The sequence below is a fragment of the Ensifer adhaerens genome, from assembly GCF_000697965.2.
Lineage (GTDB): Bacteria > Pseudomonadota > Alphaproteobacteria > Rhizobiales > Rhizobiaceae > Ensifer > Ensifer adhaerens.
In genome coordinates, this window is sequence record NZ_CP015882.1 from 1 (window position 1) to 24,219 (window position 24,219).

Here is a 24,219-nt window from a genome sequence, read left to right on the forward strand (position 1 = left end):
CGAGCATTCACGCGTGCGGGCAAAATGCTTCCTTTGACGCGCGTTGCTGAAACTCGGGGACAATAGCTGCGTCCGACCAAGCACCGACGAACGTCGGAGAAGGCTAGGACTGGAAACCGTTCGAGGGTGAAAAACGCCCCCGAGATTTCGTTGCATTTAGTCCAGGGGGTGAGGCTCGGCGGGGAAGATCGTCTCTCCCGATCCGGCAATCACATGCACAGGCACAGGCACAGGCTGTAGGCAGCGGGCGTTGATAATTCTTGTCGCATTGCCGACACTGATTCGGGTGACAGGGGGACAACGCAACGGTGATTGTCCTGCAACTGACGGCGTCGGGCTTAACAAATGTGTGCGCAATTTCAGCCGCTGGACGCGTTGCGTTTGCCAAAAACACCCACGATTCCAACGAGTAGCGCGGGTTTGGTCACCGAGTCGTCACAATCGACGTTAAAGCTTTGTTAACCCTATAATTCTGGACGGTTCAGGAGAATCATGTTCTATCTCTTGGCGGATAATGGCCGTCAAACCGGTCTTTGACCGCCAAGAGGGAAAAATGGCGATAGCTCAACGCGCAGAAAATGACGTTCAACTCAAGGAAGACGCAGCCGCAAAGATCTTGCGGCACGCCGGTCTTTTGTCGAACCAGCTGCAGCAACTGCGGACACGGATGTACCCGCCGAGGTCGGAAAAGGCCTTGAGGTCGTTTCTGACGAACGAAGTCTCGAAGCTGACGTCCATACCGGATTCGACCCTGAAGCTGATGTCATCGGAAGGGCGCGGGCCGACGCCGGGCCGCCTTGAGAACAACCATCGCGTCTACACGCTCGCACAGATCAACGAACTGCGAGAGCTGTTTGCCAAGCAGAAGCCTGCGGAAGCACTCCGCTTCCTGCCTCGCCGCCGACCGGGTGAGCACCTCCAGGTGCTGGCGATCGCGAACTTCAAGGGCGGTAGTGCCAAGACCACGACATGTGTTCATCTGGCGCATTACCTTGCCCTCCATGGCTATCGCGTCCTCACACTCGATCTTGACCCCCAGGCATCGCTGTCTGCAATGTTCGGTGCGCAGCCGGAAATCGATGTCGGTGCGAACGAAACGATCTACGCAGCGCTTCGCTACGATGACGCCGAGCGGCGACCGATCAAGGACATCATTCGCAAAACCTATTTCGATGGCGTCGATCTCGTTCCGGGCAATCTTGAAGTCATGGAATACGAGCACGAAACGCCTCGTGTTCTGGCAAACAAGTCGAGCTCTGGCGCGATCTTTTTCGAGCGCCTGAAGCTTGCCTTGGCAGACGTTGAGCAGGACTACGACGTCGTCATCCTGGACACCCCGCCCTCCCTTGGCTTCCTGACCTTAAGCGCGATCTATGCGGCAACCAGTATGGTCATCACGGTCCATCCTGCGATGCTGGACGTGGCCTCCATGAGCCAGTTCTTGCTGATGATGGGCGATCTGATCAGCGTCTTGAACGAAAGCGGTGCCCAGCTCGACCAGGATTTCATCCGATATCTCGTGACACGGCATGACCCGAACGATGCGCCGCAATCGCAGGTCGTTGCGATGTTGCGACATATGTTCGGGACAGACGTCCTCTTGCCGACCGCCATCGAAAGCACGGCCGTCGAAGCCGCGGGCCTCGCCAAGCGCTCGATTTACGAGCTCGAAATGGGCCAGATTGGTCGTGACACCCATAAGCGCGCCCGTGAAGCCGTCGATTCGGTCAACGAGGCCATTATCCGCCTTATCAACGATAGCTGGGGGCGGACATGAGCAAGTCATCTCGCAAATCAATTGTCGCGAGCTTCGGTCTGCTGTCGCAAGAACTGGAGAACAAGCTCGCGGACGATCCGCAACCTGCGCCACCAGCCCCGTCGCCGCGCGTCGGGGCTGGCGTTGTCGGCGCGGCGCACCGCGCGATCGATGACATCAGGGCTGAGCGGGACCGCTTGAAGGCAATCGTCGAGGCCGGCGGCGGAACGGTCCTTGAGCTCGATCCCGCGCTGATCGATCCTTCCCCCTACCCGGACCGATTGTCGGATGATGACGGCAGCGATTTCGAGACGTTCAAACGCTCGATCGAGGCCGAGGGCCAAAAGGTCCCCATCCAGGTTCGGCAGCATCCCTCGTCTGCAGGGCGCTACCAGATTGTCTACGGTCACCGGCGTTGGCGTGCTGCCAAGGAACTTCTTCGGAACGTTCGCGCGCTTGAGGTCGACATCTCCGATCTCGATCTCGTCGTCGCACAAGGCATCGAGAACGCGAGCCGGCAAGATCTGACCTGGATTGAGCGCACATTGTTTGCATCGCGGATGGATGACGCCGGCATCAAAGCCCGCAACATCTATGCGGCACTGTCGATTGCGGATGCAGAACTTGCTCGAATGCGCGGCGTTTATCGAACGATCCCGGCAGACGTGATCGAAGCGATTGGACGTGCCCCCAAAGTGGGTCGGCCGCGCTGGATAGAGTTTGCAAGAACGATAGCAAGCGATCCTGGATCGCTTGAGGTGGTGCGGAAGGTGCTCTCGCATGCACGTGAAGGCGGCTCCCTATCGGATCAACGCTTCCAGCGTGCTTTCGAGGCAATAAAGCCCTCGAGCCCTGCGCGGGAGGACAGCCGTGAACTTTTGGACCATGCAGGATCGAAGCTCGGCTCTTGGAAGATTTCGACCAAGGAGCTTCGGATTTCTGCAGATGGCCCGCTCGGTCAGGACTTCGTGAAGTTCGTCGGCGACGAATTGCCGGCTCTCATCGAACGCTTCTCGCGTGAGCGTCAAAGCTAGACGTTATAGACAAGCTGTCAGCTGGTCTATTCGACAAGGAAAATACGGAAAGGAATACCGCAAAAGAAAAAGGCCCCCTTAACGTTGCCGTCGTGGAAGCCTCTCTCATATCTGGACAATCTGAGAATCGCATTTCCACGAATCCCAGTCAAGAGTTTTTGGCACCGAATTGGGTGAGCGGACATCTTTTGCCTTCTGAAGGGTGAAGGAAGATGCAAAGTGGAAGTGTGACGACGCCTTTTGGGCGGCGGCCGATGACGCTTGCGCTGTTAAAGCGACAAAAAGCGTCGATCGAGATCCGGCCGAACAAATCGGCCGACAAATGGAAAGTGTTCCGGGATGCCTGTGAAGCCAGGGCGCATCTTGGACTACAGGATCGTGCTCTTGCCGTCCTTGACGCGCTTTTGAGCTTCTATCCTGAGACTTATCTCCGACAGGGAGATTCTCTCATCGTTTTTCCATCGAACGCCCAACTGTCGGTGCGTGCGCACGGTATTGCCGGCGCGACGCTGCGGCGGCACCTGGCAGCGCTTGTTGAAGCCGGACTGATCAATCGCAAAGACAGTGCGAACGGGAAGCGCTACGCCCGCAAGGACAGGGCTGGCGACGTTCAGGATGCTTTCGGTTTCGATCTTTCCCCACTTCTCGTCCGGTCGGAGGAACTTGCGCAGCTGGCGCAGCAGGTGGCTGCCGAGCACGCCTTGCTTCGGAGAACCAAAGAAGCGCTCACGATCCGTAGACGCGACGCCCGCAAGCTCATCTCTGCAGCAATTGAAGAAGGTGCGAGCGGCGATTGGAGAAAGATCGAAGGTATTTATCAGGCTCTCGTTGCCCGGATACCGCGATCCCCAACCATCCACGACCTGACACCGATCCTCGACGAGATGGAACTGCTTTGCTCGGAGATCGTCAATCAGTTGGATATTTTGGATAATTCGGAAAGTTTGAGCAGCAATGATGCCCAAAATGAGCGCCACATACAGAATTCACATACCGAATCCTTATATGAACTTGAACCTGGCTCTGGACAGCAGCTGGTGACAAAATCCGAAACAGCAAAGCGGGGTGAGAAAGAGCCAATCAAGGCCTTTCCGCTCAGCATGGTGATGCGGGCCTGCCCCGAGATCGCACTGTACGGCCAGGATGGTGCCGTATCGAACTGGCGTGACCTGATGTCCGCTGCCGTTGTGGTGCGTTCAATGTTGGGGGTAAGCCCGAATGCCTACCAGGACGCTTGCGAGGTGATGGGGCCTGAAAATGCTGCGGTTGCGGTCGCTTGCATCCTTGAGCGGGCAGGACACATCAATTCGGCGGGAGGTTACCTGCGCGACCTGACGACAAAGGCACGGCGCGGCGCATTCTCTCTCGGACCGATGCTGATGGCTTTGTTGAGAGCAAATGGAAGCTCGGAGCGGCGCGTAGGATAAACCCCAGGCTACCATCTGTCTCGCTGTAGATCGAAACCGGTCCGCGAAACGAGGCTGATCTCTCCCGAAATGGAAACGCACCTGATGACGAGAAACGGCTTCTCCCTCGGTTGGTGGGCCGATCTCAAAAACTGTGGCAATTCCAATCTGGTGAGATCAGTGTCTGTGACTTAGATAGCTCGTTCGGCCATTGGAGATGGTGAGGTTCACGCTCAATGGACGGCTGTTCGGCCTAAGGTGGAAAGCTTGGCTTCATTGGTCATTCGCCCCGCCTTCTCGTTCACTGAGCTGGCTCTCGATCTCATGCGTCTAGAAAATCTGGTTCCCAGACCGAAAGTATCCGCTGAACTGAAACCCGGTCTCGCTTCTTCAATTGACGGTGCTCCTGTGGCCAGCGACCGGGACAATGAGGTGTCGCCACGTTGAGAGATGGGTGGAGGCGTGAGCCGGCTTAGATACGGGCAACCGTGACGGGGTTTTCTGGGCCTGTTCTCCTCGCAGATCGTTCTTTGGCCGACGTGAAGCACTCCATGACGGTGCCGTCTGTGATTGATGTTGTGAATGAAGCGGGCTCCGGTTGAGCGGGTTGATCAAACTGCCCGACGAGAAACCCTGACAGCTGTCAGGGTTTTTGAATGGCGAGCCTCACCAACCATAACGAAGGAGCCGCGGACCTCGTGACTCAGATAGCAAGCACGGGGTCGACCAACTTAATGCGCTTCCCTGCCCGGTTTGCCGCGAGATTTCCATCAAACCCTGACAGCTGTCAGGGTTTTGGGTTTCACGGTTCCATGGTTTGAACTGGTCGCTAGAGCCTAGTTGTGACGCCGTCACTAGTGAAAGTCCCTGCGCGATGTGCAGCCTCTTGCCGAAAAACATTGAGCGTCGGCGGAAATGCGAACGGTAGTCGGCCCCCCTTAGTCCGAACAGCAGCCCACCGCTGAGATCGTGACCGCTTATTGGATTTCTTTCGGGATGAGGACCGGGAAACAGCTGCGTGAGTGCACAGATTCCAAGGCATTGGAACACGCAGGTGATGAGGACGCGTATCATGGCGCCGCGCAGCTTCTCGAAAGGCTACCTGCAACTATCGCTGCCTACTTGCATCGTGGTGATGACACCGGAAAACGAAAAGGTCCGCTCAGGCATTATGTGATCGCGCACCCAATCAACGCTCATGGCAGGAAGTGCACCCCACGCTTCCAGCTCAATGAGCTTTTGACTGCTGACCCCACTCGCTAAGAAGATTGGCATCGACCTCGCATGCGACGCCCTTTGGGTCATAGGTGATTTTGACCGTGCCATTGAGCTCGGCCGCCAACAGGCTCTCAATGAGCCGGGATCCAAAACCTCTGCGGGTCGGTGGGGGCACCGGGGGGCTCCGACGATCACGCCATAGGGGTCATAGATAAGTGAGGCGCTGAGGAGGACATCGACGCTTCGACCGTGCCTGTGGAGCCTTGCCGTTTCGTAGAGCTCGACATTCACGCCGGCGCTGAGTTGGCGCAAGAATGCAAGCTCTCGCCCTGGCGGTCTTCCGGAACCAATACCAGGAGCGATCGGCCTATGACCTCGTCACCCGTATATCCGTAGAGCCGTTCAGCGCAGTGTTTCAACGCGTGATTTTCATGCCAAGGTCGATCCCAAGGATGGCATCGTTGGACGAAGCGATGATCGCGGCCAGGTGACGCTCGACGTCCTGCGCGCGCTTGCGTTCGGTAATGTCGAAGATGATGGCGGTCGCTGACTGGAAACCGCCATCGTTGTCGCGACGCGCTCGAAACCGAGCTCGCCACCCAGAGCAACGTTAGATCTTTTCGCAGAAGGCGGCTCCCATCTCAAAACTCTGGCCGCGTTCAGCCATCGTTTTTTAAAGAGCCGGTCCGCCTCGGCGATGTCTCAGGCAACACAGATATCCAGCATTCCCATCGATAACAGCTCGCTTTCCCTATAGCCGAGGATCTCGCAGAAGCGGTTGTTGACCGGGAGAAAGCAGCCCGTGAGGTCTGTCTGGACGATCCCCCGCGGCGGACTGCGAAAAAATCGCCCTCAGTCGCTCTTCGCTCGCCTGCAATGCACTCTCGAATTTCACCCGGTCCGTTGTGTCGTTGACGATGCAAAGAACCCGCGTCGCGGACGGGCGAATAGGAGATGTCGAACTGGACTGTTTCCGGGTAGCCGTGGCCTTCGATGTAGACGGGGCGGTCCTTCGCCAAGACCGTCGATCCGCCGTTGAGGACCCTTCGAACCAGGGTCTCCCGATCGTTCCAGAGTTCGCCCCAGTTTTTCTCGGGCAGGACGTCCAAATGCGTGAGGGTGCTTATCACTGATGGTAGGTGCATAGGCTTCGTTGTAAAGGCGACGAATTCTTCGCCCCAAACAGCACGATCTGGGCCTGCGCCGGCAGCAGAATATCCATTGCAGCGCTTAGACAGTTTGGCAACGCTCGCTGGGGCCGAGAGGTCTGGCCTGCCAGTGGTTTCGATTAGGCGCTCAATCGCCCCAACTGCTGTAAAAATCGTTGCTGCTCTTCAGGGCCAAACTGCTCACCGATATGTGCGTGCGCTTCAACCGCTGGGGTCAACAAACAAAGCGAGGGAACCTGCTGGCCCATGAATACGTGTCGGATCAGATTCGCGCTTGGAACGGCATGGTGCGTAGCCCGTGCTTGCGTGCTGGAAAGGGGGCCTGTTCGTGAATGCTCGTGTACCCAGATAACGAACGAGCACCTGCGCTGCCGTGGCTGTCGGCGCTCTGATGCATTGTCGTGGCGGCGCCCTGCCTGGCGGCCGCCGCCCTGGGCAAACCTGATGTTGTCCTTGTGTGGCGGAGCGGATCGAGAGAGCAACGGAGGGGAGGGAACTGCCGCGGCACGGACCCTTGAAAGGGGCTCGGGTTTGTCGGCGAGTTCGGCATCGCGCAGGCCGTCACCTCGATCACTGGCGGCCACGGAGGCAAGGTGAGTTCGGCGCAGGGTGTGTGTCACGTCAGCCAAGGAGCTCGGCGTTGCTGACATTCCTTCGGCAGAATGTCGGCCATGGCGCCTGATAGAATGCGCCTCAGCGGCGGATGAGGCCGAACCGATGCGCCTCGTCCAGCAAGTCTCGGACGGAAGAGGTGATCCATTTTATTGCGCTTCCCTTCGGCCGTTCTCCCAGTTTGTCCAGTTCGGCGGCAATCTCGCGAAGCGACAGATTAGGATCGGCGATCGCGATCGCCGCCACCAATTGCATTAAATGGTCTTCGGGGGCGCGACGCGGGGATCGGGCGAGGAGATCATTTTCCGCGAGCTTTGCGCGGACCATGCGATGCACGGCTCGACGAAGGCGTTCGACGGTCCAGTCCTGGCCACGTCGGTTGAGAACTCGAACGACATTTTCCCAACTATGCTGAGGCCGGAGTTGCCGCACCATCGGAAGCCACGCCTGTGAAGACGCGATCAGTTCATCGAGATAGAGCTTCTCGCGCGCCTTTGAAACTGCTGCAATCGCCTCCGGCCGCCGTTCTCGAAGACCCGGGTTTCCAGGCAGCCTGCCCCGAGCCTTCGCGGCCTTGATGCCCGCTTTGGTTCGCTCGGCGTTCAGCGAACGCTCGAGCCTTTCGACGGCATCGAGGACCGCAACGGAAAACATGCCTTGCGGAGTTGAGGTATCGATCGGATCGTGGATTGACCGAAAATGCACCCCACGATGTTCAAGATCCCGGATTACTTGCAGCAAATGGCTCACGGAGCTGGCCAGCCGATCGAGACGCAAGACGACGAGGACGTCTCCCGATGTGAGCTCGCCCAGCAATTTGGTCAAGACAGGCCGAGCGCGCGAAACGCCGGTGCCATGCTCCTGATAGATCCGATCGCAGCCGGCCCGCCGCAGCTCGTCCAGTTGGGTATCGTTGGCCTGGTCATCCGCCGACACGCGGGCGTAACCGACTAGCCGCTGCAGAGGTTCGACATCAGCTGTTTGTTGCTTCGCCATCGCGCTTTCGACCCACCGCTTGATTGAGGAAAGAAAGTGCGTGAGAAACAGGTGAGTTGCAAGCGTGTTTTATAGCGAAAATGGGAGGCCATCAGACGCAAACTGGAAGGGAATATGGTCGGTAGATCATAGATGAAGGAGAAAACGCTCCCGCGGGTTTCTGTGGGCGAAATCGCGCTGACTGGAAGCTCCAAACGAAGTCGCAAGGCGTCGTAACTCATTGGAAGGAAAATCTGGATATTAAAGGGAGACGGATAGCGCTCACTCTGGACCAGCCCCTTCGGTCAGTCCATTCTACCTTGCAGGTGATTCTCCCCGTGCTGATCCGGGGACCGAGGCTTTGCGTTTTCGGAGCTATCACTATCCATACCTGATACGTATCGGTAGTGAGACGGTAAGGAAAGCGGCGTCCGGATGACGGAAATATAAGTGCTACTCGCTTCCGTTATGACAATTTCAGACGTTAATTCACATGGTTAATGATCGCCTAAGATGACCAATCGGAGCTTGGAGACGCTGACGCCGACATCGTTCAGCAATGTGGTCAGCCGCTCCATCGTCACCTGCCCCTGCGCGTGCAGCATCAGGCAAAACCGCCTGAGGCCTGGGCCGTAGCCGCCGACGACCCCTGGCGGCAACGGCGCGAGCACTGTCTTGCCGTCCGGCGTGATCCAACATTCGCGCCGATAATGAACGAGCTCAGCCGTGACAATCAGCTCTCGCACATGGCAACTTTTGTAGCCCTTGAAGCGCGAGCCGGGCGGAACATCGACGTGCAGGATTTGCTCGCGGCTCACCCGCTTGAGATCGAGCTTCGGGCCGCGCGGTTTCTTGCCGGCTGCCTGCGGCGCGTCGTGTTTGTCATCCGTCGCCTTCTCCATGCCCGACGGTCGAAACGGCGGTCGGGGCGGCAGGTTCTTCAGCCGCGCGATCTCGTCGCGCAAAAGCTGGTTGTCGACCTTGAGCCGGGTGTTTTCCAGCCGCAGCGCCGCATTGTCTTCCCGAAGGGCGGCGTTCTCGGCGCGAAGGGTCGTGACCTCCGCTGACAGCTGCCTGACCTCATCGACCAGACCCGTCACAAGCTCGCGCAACGCCTTCAGCGAAAGCGTGTCGGCATGTTCGGGCGAGGCAAGTCGCTTCTTGGCCATGGCCGAAGGGAATCATGATTTGCCCCCGGCACGGAATCCCCCGGGCGCCACGAAATACGGCTCGACCTCATTTATGCACACTTCCCTCAGTGGGACGCCAAAAAGTCTGCCACCAAATCTGCCCCGGTTACCGCCGCGACCGATCTTGGACGCTTGCACAGCTTTGGCGGCCCCCGACGGGCATATCGCCCGCTCGACGTTCGGAGAAGGGTGGGGCGAACCGCTCAGATTTTCCCTAAGCCTGGGCCCTCGCTGTGGATCGACGGCGAACTCGTCCACCTGGGGGACCTCGTCTTGCACGACATCGGCACCCCGACGCACGAACTGACCATAGCTCGCGACGTGCTGCGCACCCGCCGGCGGATCGCGCGCAGCCGCCCAGCTCGACACGCTGCTGGACGAGGCCGCTCGCTCGAAGATGACCTTGCGCGAAGCCCTGGCTTTCCTGGTATCGCGGGAGATCTCCCGGCGTGATGAACGGCGCATCTCCATGTCGAGCAAGCTGGCCCAATTCCCCTTCGTACGCGAACTCGATGGCTTTGACTTCGAGGCACAGCCATCGTTGGATCAGGGACAGATCAGGGAATTGGCAACCTGCCGCTGGATCGCTCACGGGGGACACGGTGCTATTCCTGGGGCCGCCCGGAACAGGGAAAACCCATCTCGCCGTCAGCCTTGGCCGCGAAGCGATCCGTCAGAACTATAACGTCCAATTTGTCACGGCGGCCACTCTGGTGGCGATGCTGGCCAAGGCCCACAACGACGGCTCGTTGGACAAGCAACTGACGATCCTGTCGCGACCGAAATTGCTGATTATCGATGAGTTAGGATATCTGCCTTTCGTAGCTAACGCCGCCCACCTGTTCTTCCAATTGGTCTCCCGGCGCTACGAGAAGGGATCAATCCTGATCACATCCAACCGTTCGGTCGGAGAATGGGGAAGCGTCTTCGGCGACCCCGTAGTCGCCACGGCGATATTGGACCGCCTTCTTCACCATTCAACAGTGATCACCATCCGCGGCGACAGCTACCGTCTTCGCGAAAAGCGTCGCTCCGGCCTTATACAGAAAGCTGGATCGGCGCTTGAAACAAACGAAACGACCAATCAATGAAGGGGGGCAAATCTCCGTTTCGACCAAGAGGGGTCAAATCTTCACTTCGCTTGACACATGGCCCGGCCGTTGGTCTCGGCCGGCATGGTCACCAAGACGAGGTTAGGCGGCAGGCGGCGCGACGGATTGTTGGCGAGCTCGGTCTTCGCGAGATGACAGGGAGGGGGAGGTTTCGGGCGTGGGGCATCCTATAGACTCAACAGGCGCCGAGTACATCGCCACCTTCCTTTACCTAGCTCAGTAGGCATTTAAAGGCGTAAATAGCTTAGAACGAGAGACATTTTGGCGTTGTTTGCGCAAATATGCTCACTTTTCACCTAGGGCGCAGTATGCAAATATTCTCCTAGAAACTGCTGGAGAGGCAAATGACTACCGTGAAGATCAACCCGAAAAGACTTGCTGCACTACGAGCCCGGAAAGGCCTCAGTCAAAAGCAGCTCGCGAGCAAAGTTGGAGTGGACAAAGGCACCGTCTCGCGGTGGGAGCGCGGTGAGACCACCCGGGTCCGAGACGAAAAGCTCGGCCTGCTGTGCAAGGTACTTCACACGACCACGGCCGAACTGAGTTCTGATAGTCCGTTATCCGAAAGGTCGCCCGACCGCGAAACCGGCTCGAGAGAGCAGGTCAATCTTATGATGGATATCGCCTGTCGGAACGCTTTGGGACTTGTCGCGATGAGATATGGTGTCACAAGACAGCAGATCGTAGAGATTGCCCCACTGCTCTTCTTTATTGCAGCCGAACGGTCCCTGATTGACAGGCGTGAAAAGCTGGATCGGTTGAGGGAAAGTGTTGACAGGGCGATTGGAGAGGCCGCCGATCATCTTCAGAACCACCTGCGCGGGACGCAAAACTGGCACGACGAAGAGCTGTTGGAGCAAGAGGATGCGTCCTTTGCTGCAAGAGATCTCTTCGCCAATCAAGTGGGCCCCTGGACTGATGACCGGGCCAGAAGCAACCCCTTCGCGCGGTTCTTAACCAACCTGTTGGCAGAAACGGGGCTCAATCCTTTGGTGCCCATCAGCTGGGAAGTCGGGGAGGGGCCGACATACAGAATCGGATTCGAAGAGGTCAGTAAACTCGTCGGCGGGGACAGTAGCGCGTGCGCTTCGGTCTTGAGTGGAAAGGTAGCTCTTACGGACATGCCAACGGACGTTCGCCGTGGATCGTCGGCCGTAAGAGCACAATGGGTGAACGACCAGGCCGGCATTGAGGATCGTGAGTTGAAAGAGTTTTTGGAAACGCTGGACCTCCAGAGCTTCACGCTCAATCTGGTGGAGACGGGGGGCGACGACCATGGACTTTAATTGGACGCAACATGCGACTCAACGTGCCTCGCAACGGGGACTTATCGAGACCGATCTGCAATTGATTATGGCTATCGGTACGGAAGTCGAAGGTGGGTTTCTGGTCAGAAAACGAGACTATCTCGCGGTCGAGCGCGAGATTAAGGCCCACCTCAATCGGCTTCGCCATCTTGTTGGAAAGCGCGTCGTTGCGGATGAGGGCAGCCTTATCACCGCTTACCATGCGAAGCCTGGAAAAACGCGCCGCCTATTGCAGCGGCGATAGCTTCGAAACGATCAGGGGGATGGAAATGTCGAAAGCAAAATCGAGTGGGGTATCATTGACGATAGAGGATGCCGCGATTGCAAAGGGTATGCTCTCCCGCGGTGATCGGCAGCACGATGTCGCGGCATGGTTTGGGGTTAATGGCGGTCGGATCGCTGATATACATACCGGAAAGACTTTTGGATCCGTGTTGCCCGTCTTCCACGGCCTTCCCCCTCCAGGGCCCTATCACTCACCGAAAAAAGCCCGCGATACTAGGCGGATGCTTGAGGAAGCTTATAAGGATCTCCTGGAGATCGTGCAGAAATTTGAAGGCCGACTATCCGAACTTTGACCGGTCCGATAACCAATAACCGTGTCGCTCGGCTTGAAGCGACTCAGCCCCTCATCGGACTGCTGACAGCGGTTGTGGCGGCGCCTGTACCCACGGGGTCTGACAACTCGGGCCAAGAATGGTGAGTTTTCAGTTGGACCAATGTTGATGGCTTTGTTGAGGAAGGCTGGACAATGGCATCATTGCCCAGACTTCAAAGCATTCTTTTGTGTGTTTCAAGCCATTGAAAAATAAGACATAAATTGGAGTTACCGGACGGCAACTCCCATTCTGATCAGCTCGATCGGCGAAAATAAAGAAATTAATATGGAAGACATAGCTTTCCGTAGCTAGGCTTTTCGTTTCGCCGTCCAGCATTTGACTTGAACGTTGTCTCGTCTTGTAGTCAGCTGACTACAAGATAAATTATTGGTTTTACTGCAGTTGTTTGCGCCGCTGCTGCTTTCAGGGTCGCAGCATGCCAATCGATGTGGCGAAGTGTAATGCGAGACCGGAGAATAGGCCAAGGATGACAATCGATCTCCCCGAAATACTGCTGAAGCCGGATCGCGTTCTTGTGTTTTGCGACGACACCGATATTGCCCAGCAGCCAGTGGCGTCGCTTCAGCCTGACTTGCGGATTCTCATTGGCGTCCAGTTGATGTCGAGTGATTACGGAACGCTTTCCGAAAAAATCCAGTCATGGCTGGAAGCGAACGGTGCGACAGAGTTTCACGCGACCGACATTGTCAGTGGCAAGGGTGCGTGGAAGACAAAATCGATCGGAGAGCGTCAGGCCGCTTTGGAATTTGTCGCGAGCGCTTTCGCAGGAAGTTTGGTGCGGGTCGATGCACTTTGGCTGGCAAAGGGTTCTTACGCTGCTCATAAAGAAGAGGCAGAGAAACTTGGAAAGGTCAGTGTCGGCTTCAAAGGCGGCCTTCGACGAGTCTTCCTTCGATGCCTGATGGAGCGGCTATCAACAGAGGTGTTGCCGGCGGTGCTTGTTCTCGACCAGGAGAAGGCGCAGACCGACGCGGTCGTCGACAATAGTTGGCCCGAGGGTGCATTCCTCGTTGGGGGCGGCCCGGTCACGGCGCCGTCTCATCTTGTTCCTGGCCTACAGGTTGCGGATACGATGGCCTGGGCAGTAAACCGCTATCTCACAAAACGGCCTCTCTTCGATAGCGGCAAGCAGTCGGGATTTGATCAGGTCGCTTTGGAACTGATAGCTGCGATACCAGGAAAGCTGAAGAATGTTCTTGATGAGAGCCTAGACGAAGCCGTCCAGTGATCGTACAGCGGGTGGCAGATTCCTGGGAGACCTCATCGTCTCCAAGGAACCCAGCGAAAGGTTCCCTGAACTTCTGCACGCTGCCAAATCGCCGCGAACGAGAATCCTCGCGCCGGGGCAGATGCGTGTGATGCGAGGATATCAATGAAAGAAATCGCCGCCGATAACCTTGCTCAGGTCGACCTGATCGTCGACGCGATCTATCAGGGCGGGCGGAAAGGAAATGCCGGAGACGATCCGCTCCCTCGCCTGATGCGGGTCGACAGTCAGGGAGGGTTCCGCTACCGCGGCAAAGTCAAGGCCAAGCTCGAGATGCTGGTGCTCAGAACAAGCATGGACGATCCCGACTGGCCCGATGCGCTCGATGCGGATACTGGCATCTTCACATACTACGGCGACAACAAGGAGCCAGGGCGCGACCTGCATGACACGGGCCGTGATGGCAATCTCATACTCAAGACGATATTTGAAGACAGCCGGTCAGGGCAGGCTGGAAGGGAGGCGGTACCGCCGGTGTTTCTTTTCGCAAAGACCGGCACCTATCGCGACGTGAGATTCCTCGGGCTCGCGGTTCCTGGGGCAAGCGATCTTGATGCTTCCGAGGAGCTCGTGGCGATCTGGCGCAACGTCAAGAACGAGAGGTTTCAGAACTACCGCTCCCGCTTCACCGTTCTCGACGCCGCGGTCATATCGCGAAAATGGATTGACAGTATCATCGCCGGCCAGCCGGATCACTCGCATGCTCCTCCAGCTTGGTTACGCTGGCGCAAGACGGGAAAACGAACCCCTTTGATAGCGGCCCGGACTCTCGAGTACAGGAACCGCAGTGAACAGCTACCCTCCGACAAGGAGGGGCAGGCCATGATGGAAGCCATCCGTGTTCACTTCAAGGGTCGGCCACACGCATTCGAGCATTGTGCCGCTGCGCTCGCACGTCTCATGGTCCCCGACATAGCTGCGCTGGACGTCACCCGGCCGTCTCGCGATGGAGGGCGTGACGCGGTCGGCCAGCTCAGGGTGGGGTCCGGTCCAAGCGGGATCCTTGTCGATTTCGCGCTTGAAGCAAAATGCTACACCCCTCCAACTGCTGTCGGAGTAAAGGACATGTCCCGACTGATCTCCAGGCTTCGCCACCGGCAGTTCGGGGTTCTGGTCACGACGTCCTGTGTCGACCTCCAGGCCTACAAGGAGATCAAGGAGGACCTGCATCCGATACTTGTTATCGCGGCAGCAGATATCGTGGAGCTGTTGCGACGGAATGGGCATGGCAGTGCTCAAGCCGTCTCGCGGTGGCTGGTTGAGGAATTTCCGCTCGACGTTTAAGCCTCAGCTTCTTCACCGACCCTGGCAAGCTGCGAACCCAGGTTGACAAGGCCGGCCCTGTCTACCGCCGAAAGCGCCTCCAGAGCAGGCTTAGCCTGTTTGACCGTCGGCTTCTTCTCCCAGCCACCTACGGCGTAGCCTGCCAGCGTCCTGCATATGCTTGCCACCCGGTAGTGGATGATGCCCGCTTTCTGTCCACGTTCGGCAACCTCCAGCCAGGTAGCGCCTGTAACCTCCATGCAACGCGCGATCCGCTCATAGTCGACCACGGAGCGGGCCTCTCCCGAACCCATCATCTCGCCGGCTGTCCCGTTCTCCGCATAGGAAAACTCCTGTGGCAAAGGATCAACGAACGACGGCAGGCGGTCCCTCACTGTCTTCCAGCAATCTGGTTTCTTGAACCATTCGCTGGGGTTCTTCTGACCAGCCGATTCGCGAAGTATGGTGTCGATCTGTGGCGCCCAGTCGGCAATCAGCTGCTCCATTTCGGTAGTAATCGTCTGTCTTGACCATATTCCTTCAAAATCGATCCTGCCGCCCGATCTGTGGGAGAGACCAGCTACGAGATACGCGGCTATTTGCGCACCATACGCCGGAAACTTCATGCTTCTGATCTTCTTTTCGGCGGCTCGATAGAGTACCGCAATAGCGATGAGCCGCCTGAACCAGGGCTGGTCGGGCGGTGGAAGGGGCTCATCCTTGAGCCTCTGCATGAAATACTGAAAGTTCTTCTGCCCTCCAAGACAGACCTTGTCAGGCAGTCCCGACCAGGCACTGAGATACCGCGCTACATCCAGCTTGCTGAGGCGCCGGTGCTTGGGCGTCTGCTGCCGGAACGTCGTTTCGTCGGACTTTCGATATGCCGCCTTGTGTTCGGCTGCCAGATACGCGCCTCGGGCCCGCTCATAGAACCACCTGCCCTTACCGTCGCTGAGCCATGTCGTGTTAGCAAGTACTTCAACCTGCTGGTGAAATGGATCATTCGCGGAGAAATCCGCAAGCTGGACAGTGTTCTGCCGGTTGGCAGCACGTGAGATGGCCGATACCATTTCACTCAGATCTGCACCGCCCACCTTTATGATCTTCACGGGGACAGAGACATGTTCAAGGTCCGAGTCCTTTCGTCCTGCACGGTGCAGGGACGCGGTGGTCTGTCCACCATTGACGATCTGGAGGCCTCTCAGCGATCTGATCTCGAGCCCGTACGCGCCCTGGCCGACTTCCAGATCATCAACCGTCGCAACGATGCCGTTGTTATAGGCGAGGAACATCGTCGGCTTCTTGACGATTGTCTCGCGCAGCTCGGCATTGACACTCTTGCGGCCCTGGAGCCCGAGAAAGGCTCGAACATTTAGCTCCAGAAGGCGCACGCCATAGCGCTCATAGACCTGAGATAGGACCTTGCCCGGCAGGACTGACAGATACGCATCGTAGTCGTCGTTCTGTGCCGGAACATGCAGACACTGCAGGCCCCGCCCAGCGAGCGCCACGAGATCCACGGCAATGTCTTCGCGGGTCTCACCCTTTCCAAGCACCCTGAAGAGCCTGGTGATATCGTAGGCCTCGAACTTGAGCGGCTTCCCCTTCCATTCGACAGGCGGCGTGATGTTGCCCATGGTTCCGTCGCTCAGAAGAACGACGCGGACGGCAGTCAGCCTTTCGGCCTCCGCTTCTATCAGCCTGGCGAGATCGCTGGCGTCAGTATTCGCAGGCTCGAGGCTGGCGGCCAGACCATCCACACAGGCGCTCGCAAACCGGAGCGCCCGCTCCAGAGCCTTGGTAACCTCCGCCGCGGGTATCCGCGCAGCATCCCGATCACCCGAATAGAGCGTCGTGAAGAGATCAAGCCTCCCGCGCTCCTCGTCATAGGCATAGCCATCTATGCGGTAGGCAACATTGCGGCCACGTCTGTCCTTGTAGTGCCCCGTCTGATAGACCGGAAAGGTCTCGTCGAAGTGGCCTGCCTCCTCTAAACGCTCAAGGATCATTGCAGTGAAGATGTTCACTGTGAACGGTTCTACAGCTGAAACACTCTCTTCGACCTCGCTGACGAGATCTTGAAGAAAATCCATTGCCGCGTCGTCAGCCATTCTGTTCCCCCAGATTGAATGCGTTGAGGACTTCCTGGATATCGCGCGCGTAGGGACCGATGGACCTTACCTCGAGCGTGTAGGAAGCCTCCGTGATTGCTGCGGGCAGGTCCGCCCGAACCAATCGTGGAAACTCTTCGGAGACTGCGTAGCAGTCCATGCTGCGGAGCTGAACACGAGGCGTGCTGCGTGCGCTCTCATCGTCGGGCAGGAGGCCGCGACGGATGACGAAATTATCAAGAGCGTGGCAGGAAGCGCCGTCCGCCAAGTGACCCTTCAGCGCTGTCAGCACGTCCTGAAGGCTTCTACCCGAAGGGCTCTCGATGAGCCTCACGTGTACCAGATCAAGAAGCCTCAGACCGGCGGTATCCAGCTGATCAAGCCTCGAGATCGTGATCTGCGCAGACGGTCCAAGACCGGTCTTGACTTCCAGAGCATGGCCGCCGTTCTGAAAATCATGAAGGCCGTCAGTCGGCGCGCTCCAGGATGTCAGGTGGCTGCTGTCAAGCTCCAGCAGCCTCTCCAGAAGCAGAAGCTCACCGATGAGACCGATCGTCTCCGAGCGCGAGAGGCCGGCATTCCGCTCGCGAAGAAATCGCCGCCAGGCATCAAGGCGTGACAGGAAATGATTGAGCGCCCTGTCTACCTCGGAGTTTGTGACCGAAGCGACGAGGTCGGCACAGATGGTCGAAAAGAGGTCCCGCCGCGCGTCGTCTTCAAGAGAAAGGACTAGCACCGGGCTTCCATCATGCAGAATCAAGACCAGTCGCATCCCACCCAGTTCAAAATGGGCTCCTTGAGGTGCCGTTGCCCGAAGCATCAGACATGGCGCATCGTCATCCGCCCGCCTTCCGGCATGAATTTCGAGAGGAAGGTCGGTTGAGATGAGTCTGCTTCGATACTGTCGGGAAAGCGGCCGTATCTGACCCAGCTCGTTCCAGGCGTCGGTGAGATTGGTTGCCCAGTCCGTCATGCGTCCTCTCGCTGCAGGACACTATTGATGCGATAGACGCGTTCATCCGCTTCTTCGCTGTCCGGAAAACTCACAACCACGCTGATTACAGGGCGCTCAGTCTCTTCGACCTTAGCGAGATCGGGATCGATCGGATAGATGATGAGGAGGCCGTTCTGCGGTCGCCACCCGCGGACCTTGCGGATGGACTTTCCCGACGGTACATCCGTTTCAGGCTTCGATTTCGATCGTCTCTCGGCGTTGGTGCTGTCCAGAGCAGCCGTGAACTCCTGGTCCCTTAGGTCGATGGCCTGGTCCAACGGGCTGAGGGCCGTTCCGATGATGAAACGGTTGTCCGCACCCAAGCCTACCTCATCACCTTCCCTCGGCTGCCGCATCACGCATCGCAGCTTCCGGCCAGCGAGATCAACTTCTTTCCTGCGGCCTGTCGCAAGATAGACTGCCCACTCTGTGAGTTCGTTCATCGAGAGCTGATCTCTGATGTAGTCGGCGAGCTTGTCGCCATTGACCTGGATGCTTTCCGGCGGAAAGCGCAGACTTCTCAGATATTCGGCGACGTCCTGCCCCGGCACTCCGCTCCAGAGAATGCCGGATGCGGTGGAGGCTTCATTCCGAGGCATACCGGGGCGTAGTGGATCTGGCTGGCCAGCGCCCAGCTTGCCGAGAAAGCGGTCAGTCGTATCGGCGTTTTCGCCAATCGTAATTGCATCCCGGAACATCACAGTCTGAATCTTGCCTTCGCCCGCATAGCTGCTCTGCCTGAGCTGTGTATGTCGCTGCTTGTTCTTCGCTGTGATCTCCAGAATGTCATGGACGGACACCTTCAGACCGAATTCGGTCGGGGTCTTCTTCTGAAGCGACATGTCAAAGAACTGCTGTCGCAGCTCTTCCTGGGCAGTGGCAACATACCGGAACCAGTCTCGCATGTCCGGCGTCGTATAGAGACGGCAGAGGTCGGCAAAACCGCGGCGATATCCAAACCAGCGGCCCATCTGAAGAAGACTGTCATATTGGCGCGATGTGCGCAGGAAATAGCTGACCGACAGACCTTCAAGCGTAAGTCCCCGCGAAAGCTTGTCACCGCCGACAGCGATTAAGGACCGACCGTACGCCTGGAAAGCGTCATAGTCGATATCGGTCTTGTTCTTGCCGTTAGCAGTGATCACCTCGATCTTGTCGGCGGAGTCGGCAAGTCTCGCCCGAACCGCTCCCCAGCTCACCCTGACCGTGTTACGGCCGTAGACCGTGCCCTCGACAGCCGCCGTGGTGGGAATGAAATCCTGCTCCCACATCGCTTCCAGACGTGTCAGGGTATCCCTGTCGCCATTCGAGATCATGGATCGTGTCGCATCAAGATATCTCGTAACCTGGCGGTGAACCTCGATATGGACGTCAACGAACCGGGACACATGCACAAGCATCGAGTTATGCTTGCGGTCCTGGCCACGGGCCGCGCGTGCGGCACATGTCAGCATAAAAGCATCTACCGCCTTCTCCAGGCTAGGCGGGATGCTGTCGCTGCCGCGATATCTCGGCTTGTACGACTTGTCGTGCTTCTCCTCCATCCATCCTTCCGACTGTTGGCCGAAGGTGCGAACAAGCGGTAGTCCAGGATTCTGGCCGTCCTCTCCAGTCCCGAACACCGCCGCAGGGCCGAAATAGTCATCGGGAGGCGTCAAGGACATTATGAAGGCGGACGGAAACAGGTCATCCCCGAATTCGGCAGCCCGTCTTTCATCGTGGATGAAGATGTTGGCGAAGGGGGTTGCCGTGTAACCTACATACATCCGACGGTCGAACTGCATGAGAAGCTTGCGGATTTCCCCATTGACCCGCTTCGGCTCATAATCCTCGGCGAAGGTGCCATCCTCCAGCAGCGGCTGATCCCCTGTGTCGACGGAGGCCTGGTCTGCCTCGTCGTCGATGATAAGGGCGGGGGCCGCGCGTGAAAGCGCGGAGCGCCGTGCAATCCAGCCATTGAGATTGGCGAGCAGCTTAGCATTCTTCTTCACGACGAGGACACACGGCTGGCTGACAGGAGAAATATTCGCCTGATCAGCGACCGTCTGGTTGAAGTCGCCCTTGAGCGAGGCGTTGGTCAGGCTGTCCACGGGAAGGTTGGGATTGAATTCACCCACGCCAATGACCGGCATGGGCTGATTGGGCTTCTGCTTCTTGGGATTCGTGTCATACCCGAGAAAATCGAGGTCGAACCTCTTCTGTGTCTGCAGTCGAAGAATGCTGTGCATGCCGGTCAGAATGATGATGAGCCGATATCCCGCGTCCGCGGCCCGGTTGACGACACCTGCATAGCTTGCCGTCTTGCCGGACTGAACATCACCGACTACGAGACCACGCCAGTCCCACGGACCGGGCCTCTGTGGATCTTCCATCAATTCGACGATTCTGGCCGTACTGAGCTCCAGCTCCTTCACCGAATCTTCCACCCAACCGTCTTCCTCGAGCTTTTCGAGGTATCGCTTCATGAAGCTGCCTGGCTGGCGTCGGCTTCCGGTATACCACGGAGCGGGTCGCCCGCCCTCCCGGTTGGTCAGCATGAGGGCAGGGCCCTGTTCCGTAATGAAGATGGTCAGAAGCTGGCGAGCAGCTGCTTCGATCTCCTCCTCACTGATCTCCTTTTCGGTCATGAGACCGAAGATGGGTGCATCCAGCTTGAGAAGCTGGAGAATTGTTTCCCGGTCGATCGCCGCGCCTGCTTCCTTGCGGACCTGCAGGATCTTCCGGGCTCGCAATACAAGAGCGTCGATCGAATCAGCCATAGGTTTCCTCAAGTTTATGCTTCAATGACGCTCTCAGCGCCGCCAGATCTCCTGGAAGACTGCGGAGCAGCGTTTCGACCCGCTGATCGGTAGACATGCCAGGTGGCAGCAGTCGACCCAGTTCGACAAGTTTGTCACTGAGTTCAGAGACTTCTTCTGTATCGAGTATGGGAACCGCAGCGCCTTCCGATTCAGAGACATTCAGCCAGATGCGCTCGACGGGCACAGTCCGTTCTATTATCGACAGCGTCGCATCGAGTGACCGAAGATTTTCTGAAGCAGCGCGGCAAGCCAGGATGAGCGGGTGGTCGCGGTTGATCCGGTACAGGATGCCGCTCCGGCTTGCTGAAGCCAGCCACACGGCATGGGCTTCGCTCCCCGAGCCGCGAACACGAGGCCCCTGTCCTCGAAAGGCAAAGACTTCTCTGGCAGCTTCACGGGATCGAGCTGCAATGTCGGTGAGCCGGCTTCGAAGAGCGCCGGGTGGACGAGCCTGTGACTTGCGGACGTCGATGCGCCATTCGCGATCCATGTCTGTTGGTAGATCGACCTGAATACGCGCCAGACGGCTCGATTCATCTCGCGTCCAGGTCCTGGAGCCACCCAGCCCAAGCCAGCTGCCTGCGACGAGAAGTCTCTTCCCGCGGTAGACGTAGAACCCCTGGCGGGCGCCCCAGCCTCCAGGCCCGCCGGCAGCATCATATGCGGTTTCGTTTTCAAACCTGTCCCGATGGGGCAACACGAATGGCTGGATGGTAAAGGAGGTGCCTGCGTGACGGATTCGCTGCGATGGCATGGCCTGAGTAGCGGGATGGCTCGCCTGAAACGGATCCCATGCCTTGATGGCTCGTCCATTGAGCACGATTGATGTCCGCGACGCGTCCCCATCGATATATCTGTGAAAGATCATCCCGAGGTGCGCGCGTATCTCTTCGAGGCGAAGATAGAAGGCTTCCTTGCCCAGGCCCTTGAGGCCGCTAAGCTCGTCGAGCTGATCCCATAGAATCAGAGTGCCGCTTCGCGATCCGGCCAGCTTTCTGGCCAATACGTGCTCGGGTAGTGGGTCCGGGATCTCGGCGATCCACCCATCTCTTGCAATGACGGCTACATCCAGGCGAAGTGCGTGGACGGCGCAGCCAGCTGGCCTGGTCAGAACGGTCAGCCGTCGACTCTGGGAAAGAGAGGCTGTCTTCATCCCCATGCCAAATCGGCCAAGATCTTCTGGCGCCCGTTCGCTATCCGGACCGTCGCCGCCGAGGCACATCGCGTCGACGAGCGTCTGCTCGTCCATGCCTCTGCCATCATCGAGGATCGCTGCGACCGGCAGGTCGTGGTCCCACTTCAGGTCGATCTCGACACTGGCTGCACCAGCCGTGATGCAGTTGTCAATCACGTCTGCCAATGCCGTCTCCGGCGAATATCCCAGTCCACGCAATGAGGACATAAGCGCGGAGGGTCTGGGCGGGATGGGAACGGATCGGGCCGCCATCATCAGGCTGCCCGCCGTCTGGCCACCTTCTTCTCAACCTCGGGTCTGCTGACGTGACATCCGAGCTGAGCGAGAAGCGAGCTGGCCACCGCGTATCCAAGCAAGGGGGGCACCGCGTTGCCAATCTGCCGGAACGCGGCATTCATGGCGCCGGCAAACTGGAAGCCGTCCGGGAACGACTGCAGCCGAGCGGCCTCACGGACGGAAACCGTCCGGCGCTGTTTGCTGTCGTAATGGATGTGTGAATAGGTATCCTTGCCCATATGCGCCGTCAGCGTGCGAGAGGGCTTGTCGGGATCGAGCTTCCACCACTTGTTTGGAAATTTGGCCGGATCATAGGGCGGAACGATCTTTGCCCGGATATCGAGATACGTTTGCGAGTCCTGGCCAATGTCGGCAATCCCGGCTTGCGCGAGTGTCTCGGCCAGGAGCTTTTCCGCGATCCGGCGAGCCATAGGGTAGTCGTCTCCAACCGCCATCCGGCTGAATATCGGAAAATCGCGGGGTGTGACCCGCACAAGATGTCCATCCGACGAACCAGATGTCGCGAATCCGCCCCAGCTGCGCATGAGATGCGCGTAGTCGGAGAGCGCCCCAATATTCGCCTGATAGGGCAGATCGGCGGACAGCTTCCGCCGGCGGATTGTGGCTGGATCCTTGAAGTGTTCCGTGATGACCGGCAGATCACCGATTGCTTCCCGCGTACCAACGGCCAGTGGCAGCTTAGGGTCAGGAACTGGGATCGGATGAAAATATCGACTGGAATCGCTAACGTGCTTCAGAGCGACGCGTCGTGATCCCTCATAGCCTTTGGGTAGATCGAGGAAATGTGTGGGGTCAGGAAACTCAGGTACCTGATCGAGTGCATCAGCCAGGGCGACAATGAAAAGCCTCTCGCGCACCTGAGGAACGCCGAAATAGGCAGCATTGAGGATCGTGTAACGCGCCCGGTACCCAGATTGCTCCAGTGTCTCACAGATCTCTTCGGGAACGTTGTGGCCACCGAAGTTCAGAATATCTGGGACGTTTTCGATGATGATCGCCAGGGGTTGGGTGTCTTCAACGAACTGGAGGAAGTGGCGATAGAGCGACGCCCGGGGATCCTTCTGAAACGCGTCCTCCTCTCCAGCAACGGACCGAAGCTTGGATCTTCCTATCCGGGCGAATGCCTGACACGGCAGGCCCGCAGCCAGAACATCGAACGATTCGGCTGCTTTGGTTTTGAACCCCAGCTCGGCAACAAGCTGGGCGGCAGTCGTTTCAACCATGTCTCGAGGCCGCGCCCAGGCGCTGCTACGAGCGTCCGCTCCACCGAAATTGAGCGCGTAGCTCTTCGCGGCTTCCGGGTCGAACTCGATGTGCGCGGAAAGGTCGAACCCCGCCTTGAGCATTCCCAATGAAAGCCCACCGGCTCCAGAACAGATTTCAAGCGTCCGAGCCTTGCCACCCATCTGGAGACGGGAAAGCTTTTCATGTCTGATCGTTTTCGAATCACTTGTCATCTTGCTCAAGTATTTCCTTGAGTTTGACGCAAAGACTATCGAAATCTCTGGTTTCACATTCCCATATCATTGCGACGCGCCAGCCCATCCCTTCCAGTTCCTCGAGAACACGCGCATCGCGTGCAACATTACCTTTAAATTTTGCCTGCCAGAATTCAACATTTGATTTCGGGTTGTAGGCAAGCCTGCATCCAGCGTGCCGGTGCCAGAAGCATCCGTGGACGAAGAGCGCGAGCCTGCGCGACGGAAAGACGAGATCCGGGCTGCCGGGAAGGTCACGCCGATGCAGTCGAAATCTGTAGCCAAGCCCATGTGCTACCCGTCTGACCGCTACTTCTGGCTTCGTTCCTTTCCCGGTAATCCGGGCCATGATCTGTGATCGACGAGCTGGTGAGACGATGTCCACAGTGCGTTAGTCCTGTTCCGGTAGGCCGA

The 24,219-nt window shown here is 58.0% G+C and carries 15 protein-coding genes and 5 pseudogenes; 11 read left to right on the forward strand and 9 right to left on the reverse strand.

Features of this window, described 5'->3' with window-relative positions:
* Positions 1-514 precede the first annotated feature (514 nt).
* The 4 genes and pseudogenes from repA to FA04_RS35985 form a co-directional block, all read left to right on the forward strand.
* The gene (gene repA, locus FA04_RS27550; protein ID WP_089045425.1) at positions 515-1,777 is read left to right on the forward strand and encodes a plasmid partitioning protein RepA; all 1,263 of its coding nucleotides are present in this window, start codon (positions 515-517) and stop codon (positions 1,775-1,777) included.
* Positions 1,774-2,790: a plasmid partitioning protein RepB gene (repB, locus tag FA04_RS27555; RefSeq protein WP_034796823.1), complete on the forward strand. Its 1,017-nt coding sequence runs from the start codon at positions 1,774-1,776 to the stop codon at positions 2,788-2,790. The genes repA and repB overlap by 4 nt, the downstream gene beginning before the upstream one ends.
* A gap of 212 nt (positions 2,791-3,002) precedes the next feature.
* On the forward strand, positions 3,003-4,217 hold the full coding sequence (gene repC / locus FA04_RS27560; RefSeq protein ID WP_034796821.1) for a plasmid replication protein RepC: 1,215 nt from the start codon (positions 3,003-3,005) through the stop codon (positions 4,215-4,217).
* Positions 4,218-5,268: 1,051 nt separating this feature from the next.
* Positions 5,269-5,358 (forward strand): annotated as a pseudogene (locus tag FA04_RS35985) (non-homologous end joining protein Ku); the annotation flags it as partial.
* A gap of 758 nt (positions 5,359-6,116) precedes the next feature.
* Here the strand turns inward: FA04_RS35985 and FA04_RS35990 are convergent.
* The 3 genes and pseudogenes from FA04_RS35990 to FA04_RS27575 all read right to left on the reverse strand — a co-directional run.
* Positions 6,117-6,236: a PAS domain S-box protein gene (locus tag FA04_RS35990; RefSeq protein WP_112975522.1), complete on the reverse strand. Its 120-nt coding sequence runs from the start codon at positions 6,234-6,236 to the stop codon at positions 6,117-6,119.
* Between the two features lie 1,040 nt (positions 6,237-7,276).
* On the reverse strand, positions 7,277-8,191 hold the full coding sequence (locus FA04_RS27570) for a recombinase family protein (RefSeq protein WP_034796819.1): 915 nt from the start codon (positions 8,189-8,191) through the stop codon (positions 7,277-7,279).
* 488 nt (positions 8,192-8,679) lie between these two features.
* Positions 8,680-9,339, reverse strand: a pseudogene (locus tag FA04_RS27575) (IS66 family transposase); the annotation flags it as partial.
* A 106-nt stretch (positions 9,340-9,445) separates the two neighbouring features.
* On the opposite strand from FA04_RS27575, the pseudogene FA04_RS35995 reads away from it, so the two are divergent.
* The 7 genes and pseudogenes from FA04_RS35995 to FA04_RS27605 all read left to right on the forward strand — a co-directional run.
* A pseudogene (locus FA04_RS35995) lies at positions 9,446-9,720 on the forward strand (RHE_PE00001 family protein); the annotation flags it as partial.
* Positions 9,719-10,451 (forward strand): annotated as a pseudogene (istB, locus tag FA04_RS27580) (IS21-like element ISSme2 family helper ATPase IstB); the annotation flags it as partial. The pseudogenes FA04_RS35995 and istB, both read left to right, overlap by 2 nt.
* A gap of 57 nt (positions 10,452-10,508) precedes the next feature.
* Positions 10,509-10,645 (forward strand): annotated as a pseudogene (locus tag FA04_RS34510) (helix-turn-helix domain-containing protein); the annotation flags it as partial.
* Between the two features lie 171 nt (positions 10,646-10,816).
* Entirely contained in the window at positions 10,817-11,758 is a 942-nt protein-coding gene (locus FA04_RS27585) for a helix-turn-helix domain-containing protein (protein WP_034796817.1), read from the forward strand.
* A 92-nt stretch (positions 11,759-11,850) separates the two neighbouring features.
* The gene (locus tag FA04_RS35350; protein WP_156553096.1) at positions 11,851-12,357 is read left to right on the forward strand and encodes a hypothetical protein; all 507 of its coding nucleotides are present in this window, start codon (positions 11,851-11,853) and stop codon (positions 12,355-12,357) included.
* Between the two features lie 508 nt (positions 12,358-12,865).
* Positions 12,866-13,627, forward strand: a complete 762-nt coding sequence (locus FA04_RS27600) for a DUF3800 domain-containing protein (RefSeq protein ID WP_034796816.1) — start codon at positions 12,866-12,868, stop codon at positions 13,625-13,627.
* A 144-nt stretch (positions 13,628-13,771) separates the two neighbouring features.
* A complete protein-coding gene (locus FA04_RS27605) occupies positions 13,772-14,950 on the forward strand; it encodes a restriction endonuclease (RefSeq protein ID WP_034796815.1) in 1,179 nt (392 codons plus the stop codon).
* Here FA04_RS27605 and FA04_RS27610 read toward each other — a convergent pair.
* The 6 genes from FA04_RS27610 to FA04_RS34515 are packed head-to-tail and all read right to left on the reverse strand — an operon-like array spanning position 14,947 to position 24,190.
* Positions 14,947-17,040, reverse strand: coding sequence for an AIPR family protein (locus FA04_RS27610; RefSeq protein WP_051659357.1), 2,094 nt, complete (start codon positions 17,038-17,040; stop codon positions 14,947-14,949). The two genes, FA04_RS27605 and FA04_RS27610, sit on opposite strands and share 4 nt — an antisense overlap.
* Positions 17,033-18,013, reverse strand: a complete 981-nt coding sequence (locus tag FA04_RS27615) for a PD-(D/E)XK motif protein (RefSeq protein ID WP_034796813.1) — start codon at positions 18,011-18,013, stop codon at positions 17,033-17,035. The genes FA04_RS27610 and FA04_RS27615 overlap by 8 nt, the downstream gene beginning before the upstream one ends.
* Positions 18,010-20,793: a Z1 domain-containing protein gene (locus tag FA04_RS27620; RefSeq protein WP_034796812.1), complete on the reverse strand. Its 2,784-nt coding sequence runs from the start codon at positions 20,791-20,793 to the stop codon at positions 18,010-18,012. Before FA04_RS27620 ends, FA04_RS27615 begins: the two co-directional genes overlap by 4 nt.
* Positions 20,786-22,285: an ATP-binding protein gene (locus FA04_RS27625; protein ID WP_335669422.1), complete on the reverse strand. Its 1,500-nt coding sequence runs from the start codon at positions 22,283-22,285 to the stop codon at positions 20,786-20,788. The genes FA04_RS27620 and FA04_RS27625 overlap by 8 nt, the downstream gene beginning before the upstream one ends.
* Positions 22,285-23,784 (reverse strand): DNA cytosine methyltransferase, encoded by a 1,500-nt coding sequence (locus FA04_RS27630; RefSeq protein WP_034796810.1) that lies wholly within the window; start codon positions 23,782-23,784, stop codon positions 22,285-22,287. The genes FA04_RS27625 and FA04_RS27630 overlap by 1 nt, the downstream gene beginning before the upstream one ends.
* Positions 23,774-24,190 carry a very short patch repair endonuclease gene (locus FA04_RS34515; RefSeq protein WP_082936588.1) on the reverse strand — a complete coding sequence of 139 codons (417 nt, stop codon included), beginning with the start codon at positions 24,188-24,190 and terminating at the stop codon, positions 23,774-23,776. The genes FA04_RS27630 and FA04_RS34515 overlap by 11 nt, the downstream gene beginning before the upstream one ends.
* Positions 24,191-24,219 lie beyond the last annotated feature (29 nt).

Bases quoted from the DNA above. Each gene is read 5' to 3' on its own strand.
- FA04_RS27600 (WP_034796816.1), top strand. From the start codon at position 12,866: ATGACAATCGATCTCCCCGAAATACTGCTGAAGCCGGATCGCGTTCTT.
- FA04_RS27630 (WP_034796810.1), bottom strand. From the start codon at position 23,784: ATGACAAGTGATTCGAAAACGATCAGACATGAAAAGCTTTCCCGTCTC.
- FA04_RS27570 (WP_034796819.1), bottom strand. From the start codon at position 8,191: ATGGCGAAGCAACAAACAGCTGATGTCGAACCTCTGCAGCGGCTAGTC.
- FA04_RS27605 (WP_034796815.1), top strand. From the start codon at position 13,772: ATGAAAGAAATCGCCGCCGATAACCTTGCTCAGGTCGACCTGATCGTC.
- FA04_RS27625 (WP_335669422.1), bottom strand. From the start codon at position 22,285: ATGATGGCGGCCCGATCCGTTCCCATCCCGCCCAGACCCTCCGCGCTT.
- FA04_RS27585 (WP_034796817.1), top strand. From the start codon at position 10,817: ATGACTACCGTGAAGATCAACCCGAAAAGACTTGCTGCACTACGAGCC.
- repC (WP_034796821.1), top strand. From the start codon at position 3,003: ATGCAAAGTGGAAGTGTGACGACGCCTTTTGGGCGGCGGCCGATGACG.
- repA (WP_089045425.1), top strand. From the start codon at position 515: ATGGCCGTCAAACCGGTCTTTGACCGCCAAGAGGGAAAAATGGCGATA.
- repB (WP_034796823.1), top strand. From the start codon at position 1,774: ATGAGCAAGTCATCTCGCAAATCAATTGTCGCGAGCTTCGGTCTGCTG.
- FA04_RS27620 (WP_034796812.1), bottom strand. From the start codon at position 20,793: ATGGCTGATTCGATCGACGCTCTTGTATTGCGAGCCCGGAAGATCCTG.
- FA04_RS27610 (WP_051659357.1), bottom strand. From the start codon at position 17,040: ATGGCTGACGACGCGGCAATGGATTTTCTTCAAGATCTCGTCAGCGAG.
- FA04_RS27615 (WP_034796813.1), bottom strand. From the start codon at position 18,013: ATGACGGACTGGGCAACCAATCTCACCGACGCCTGGAACGAGCTGGGT.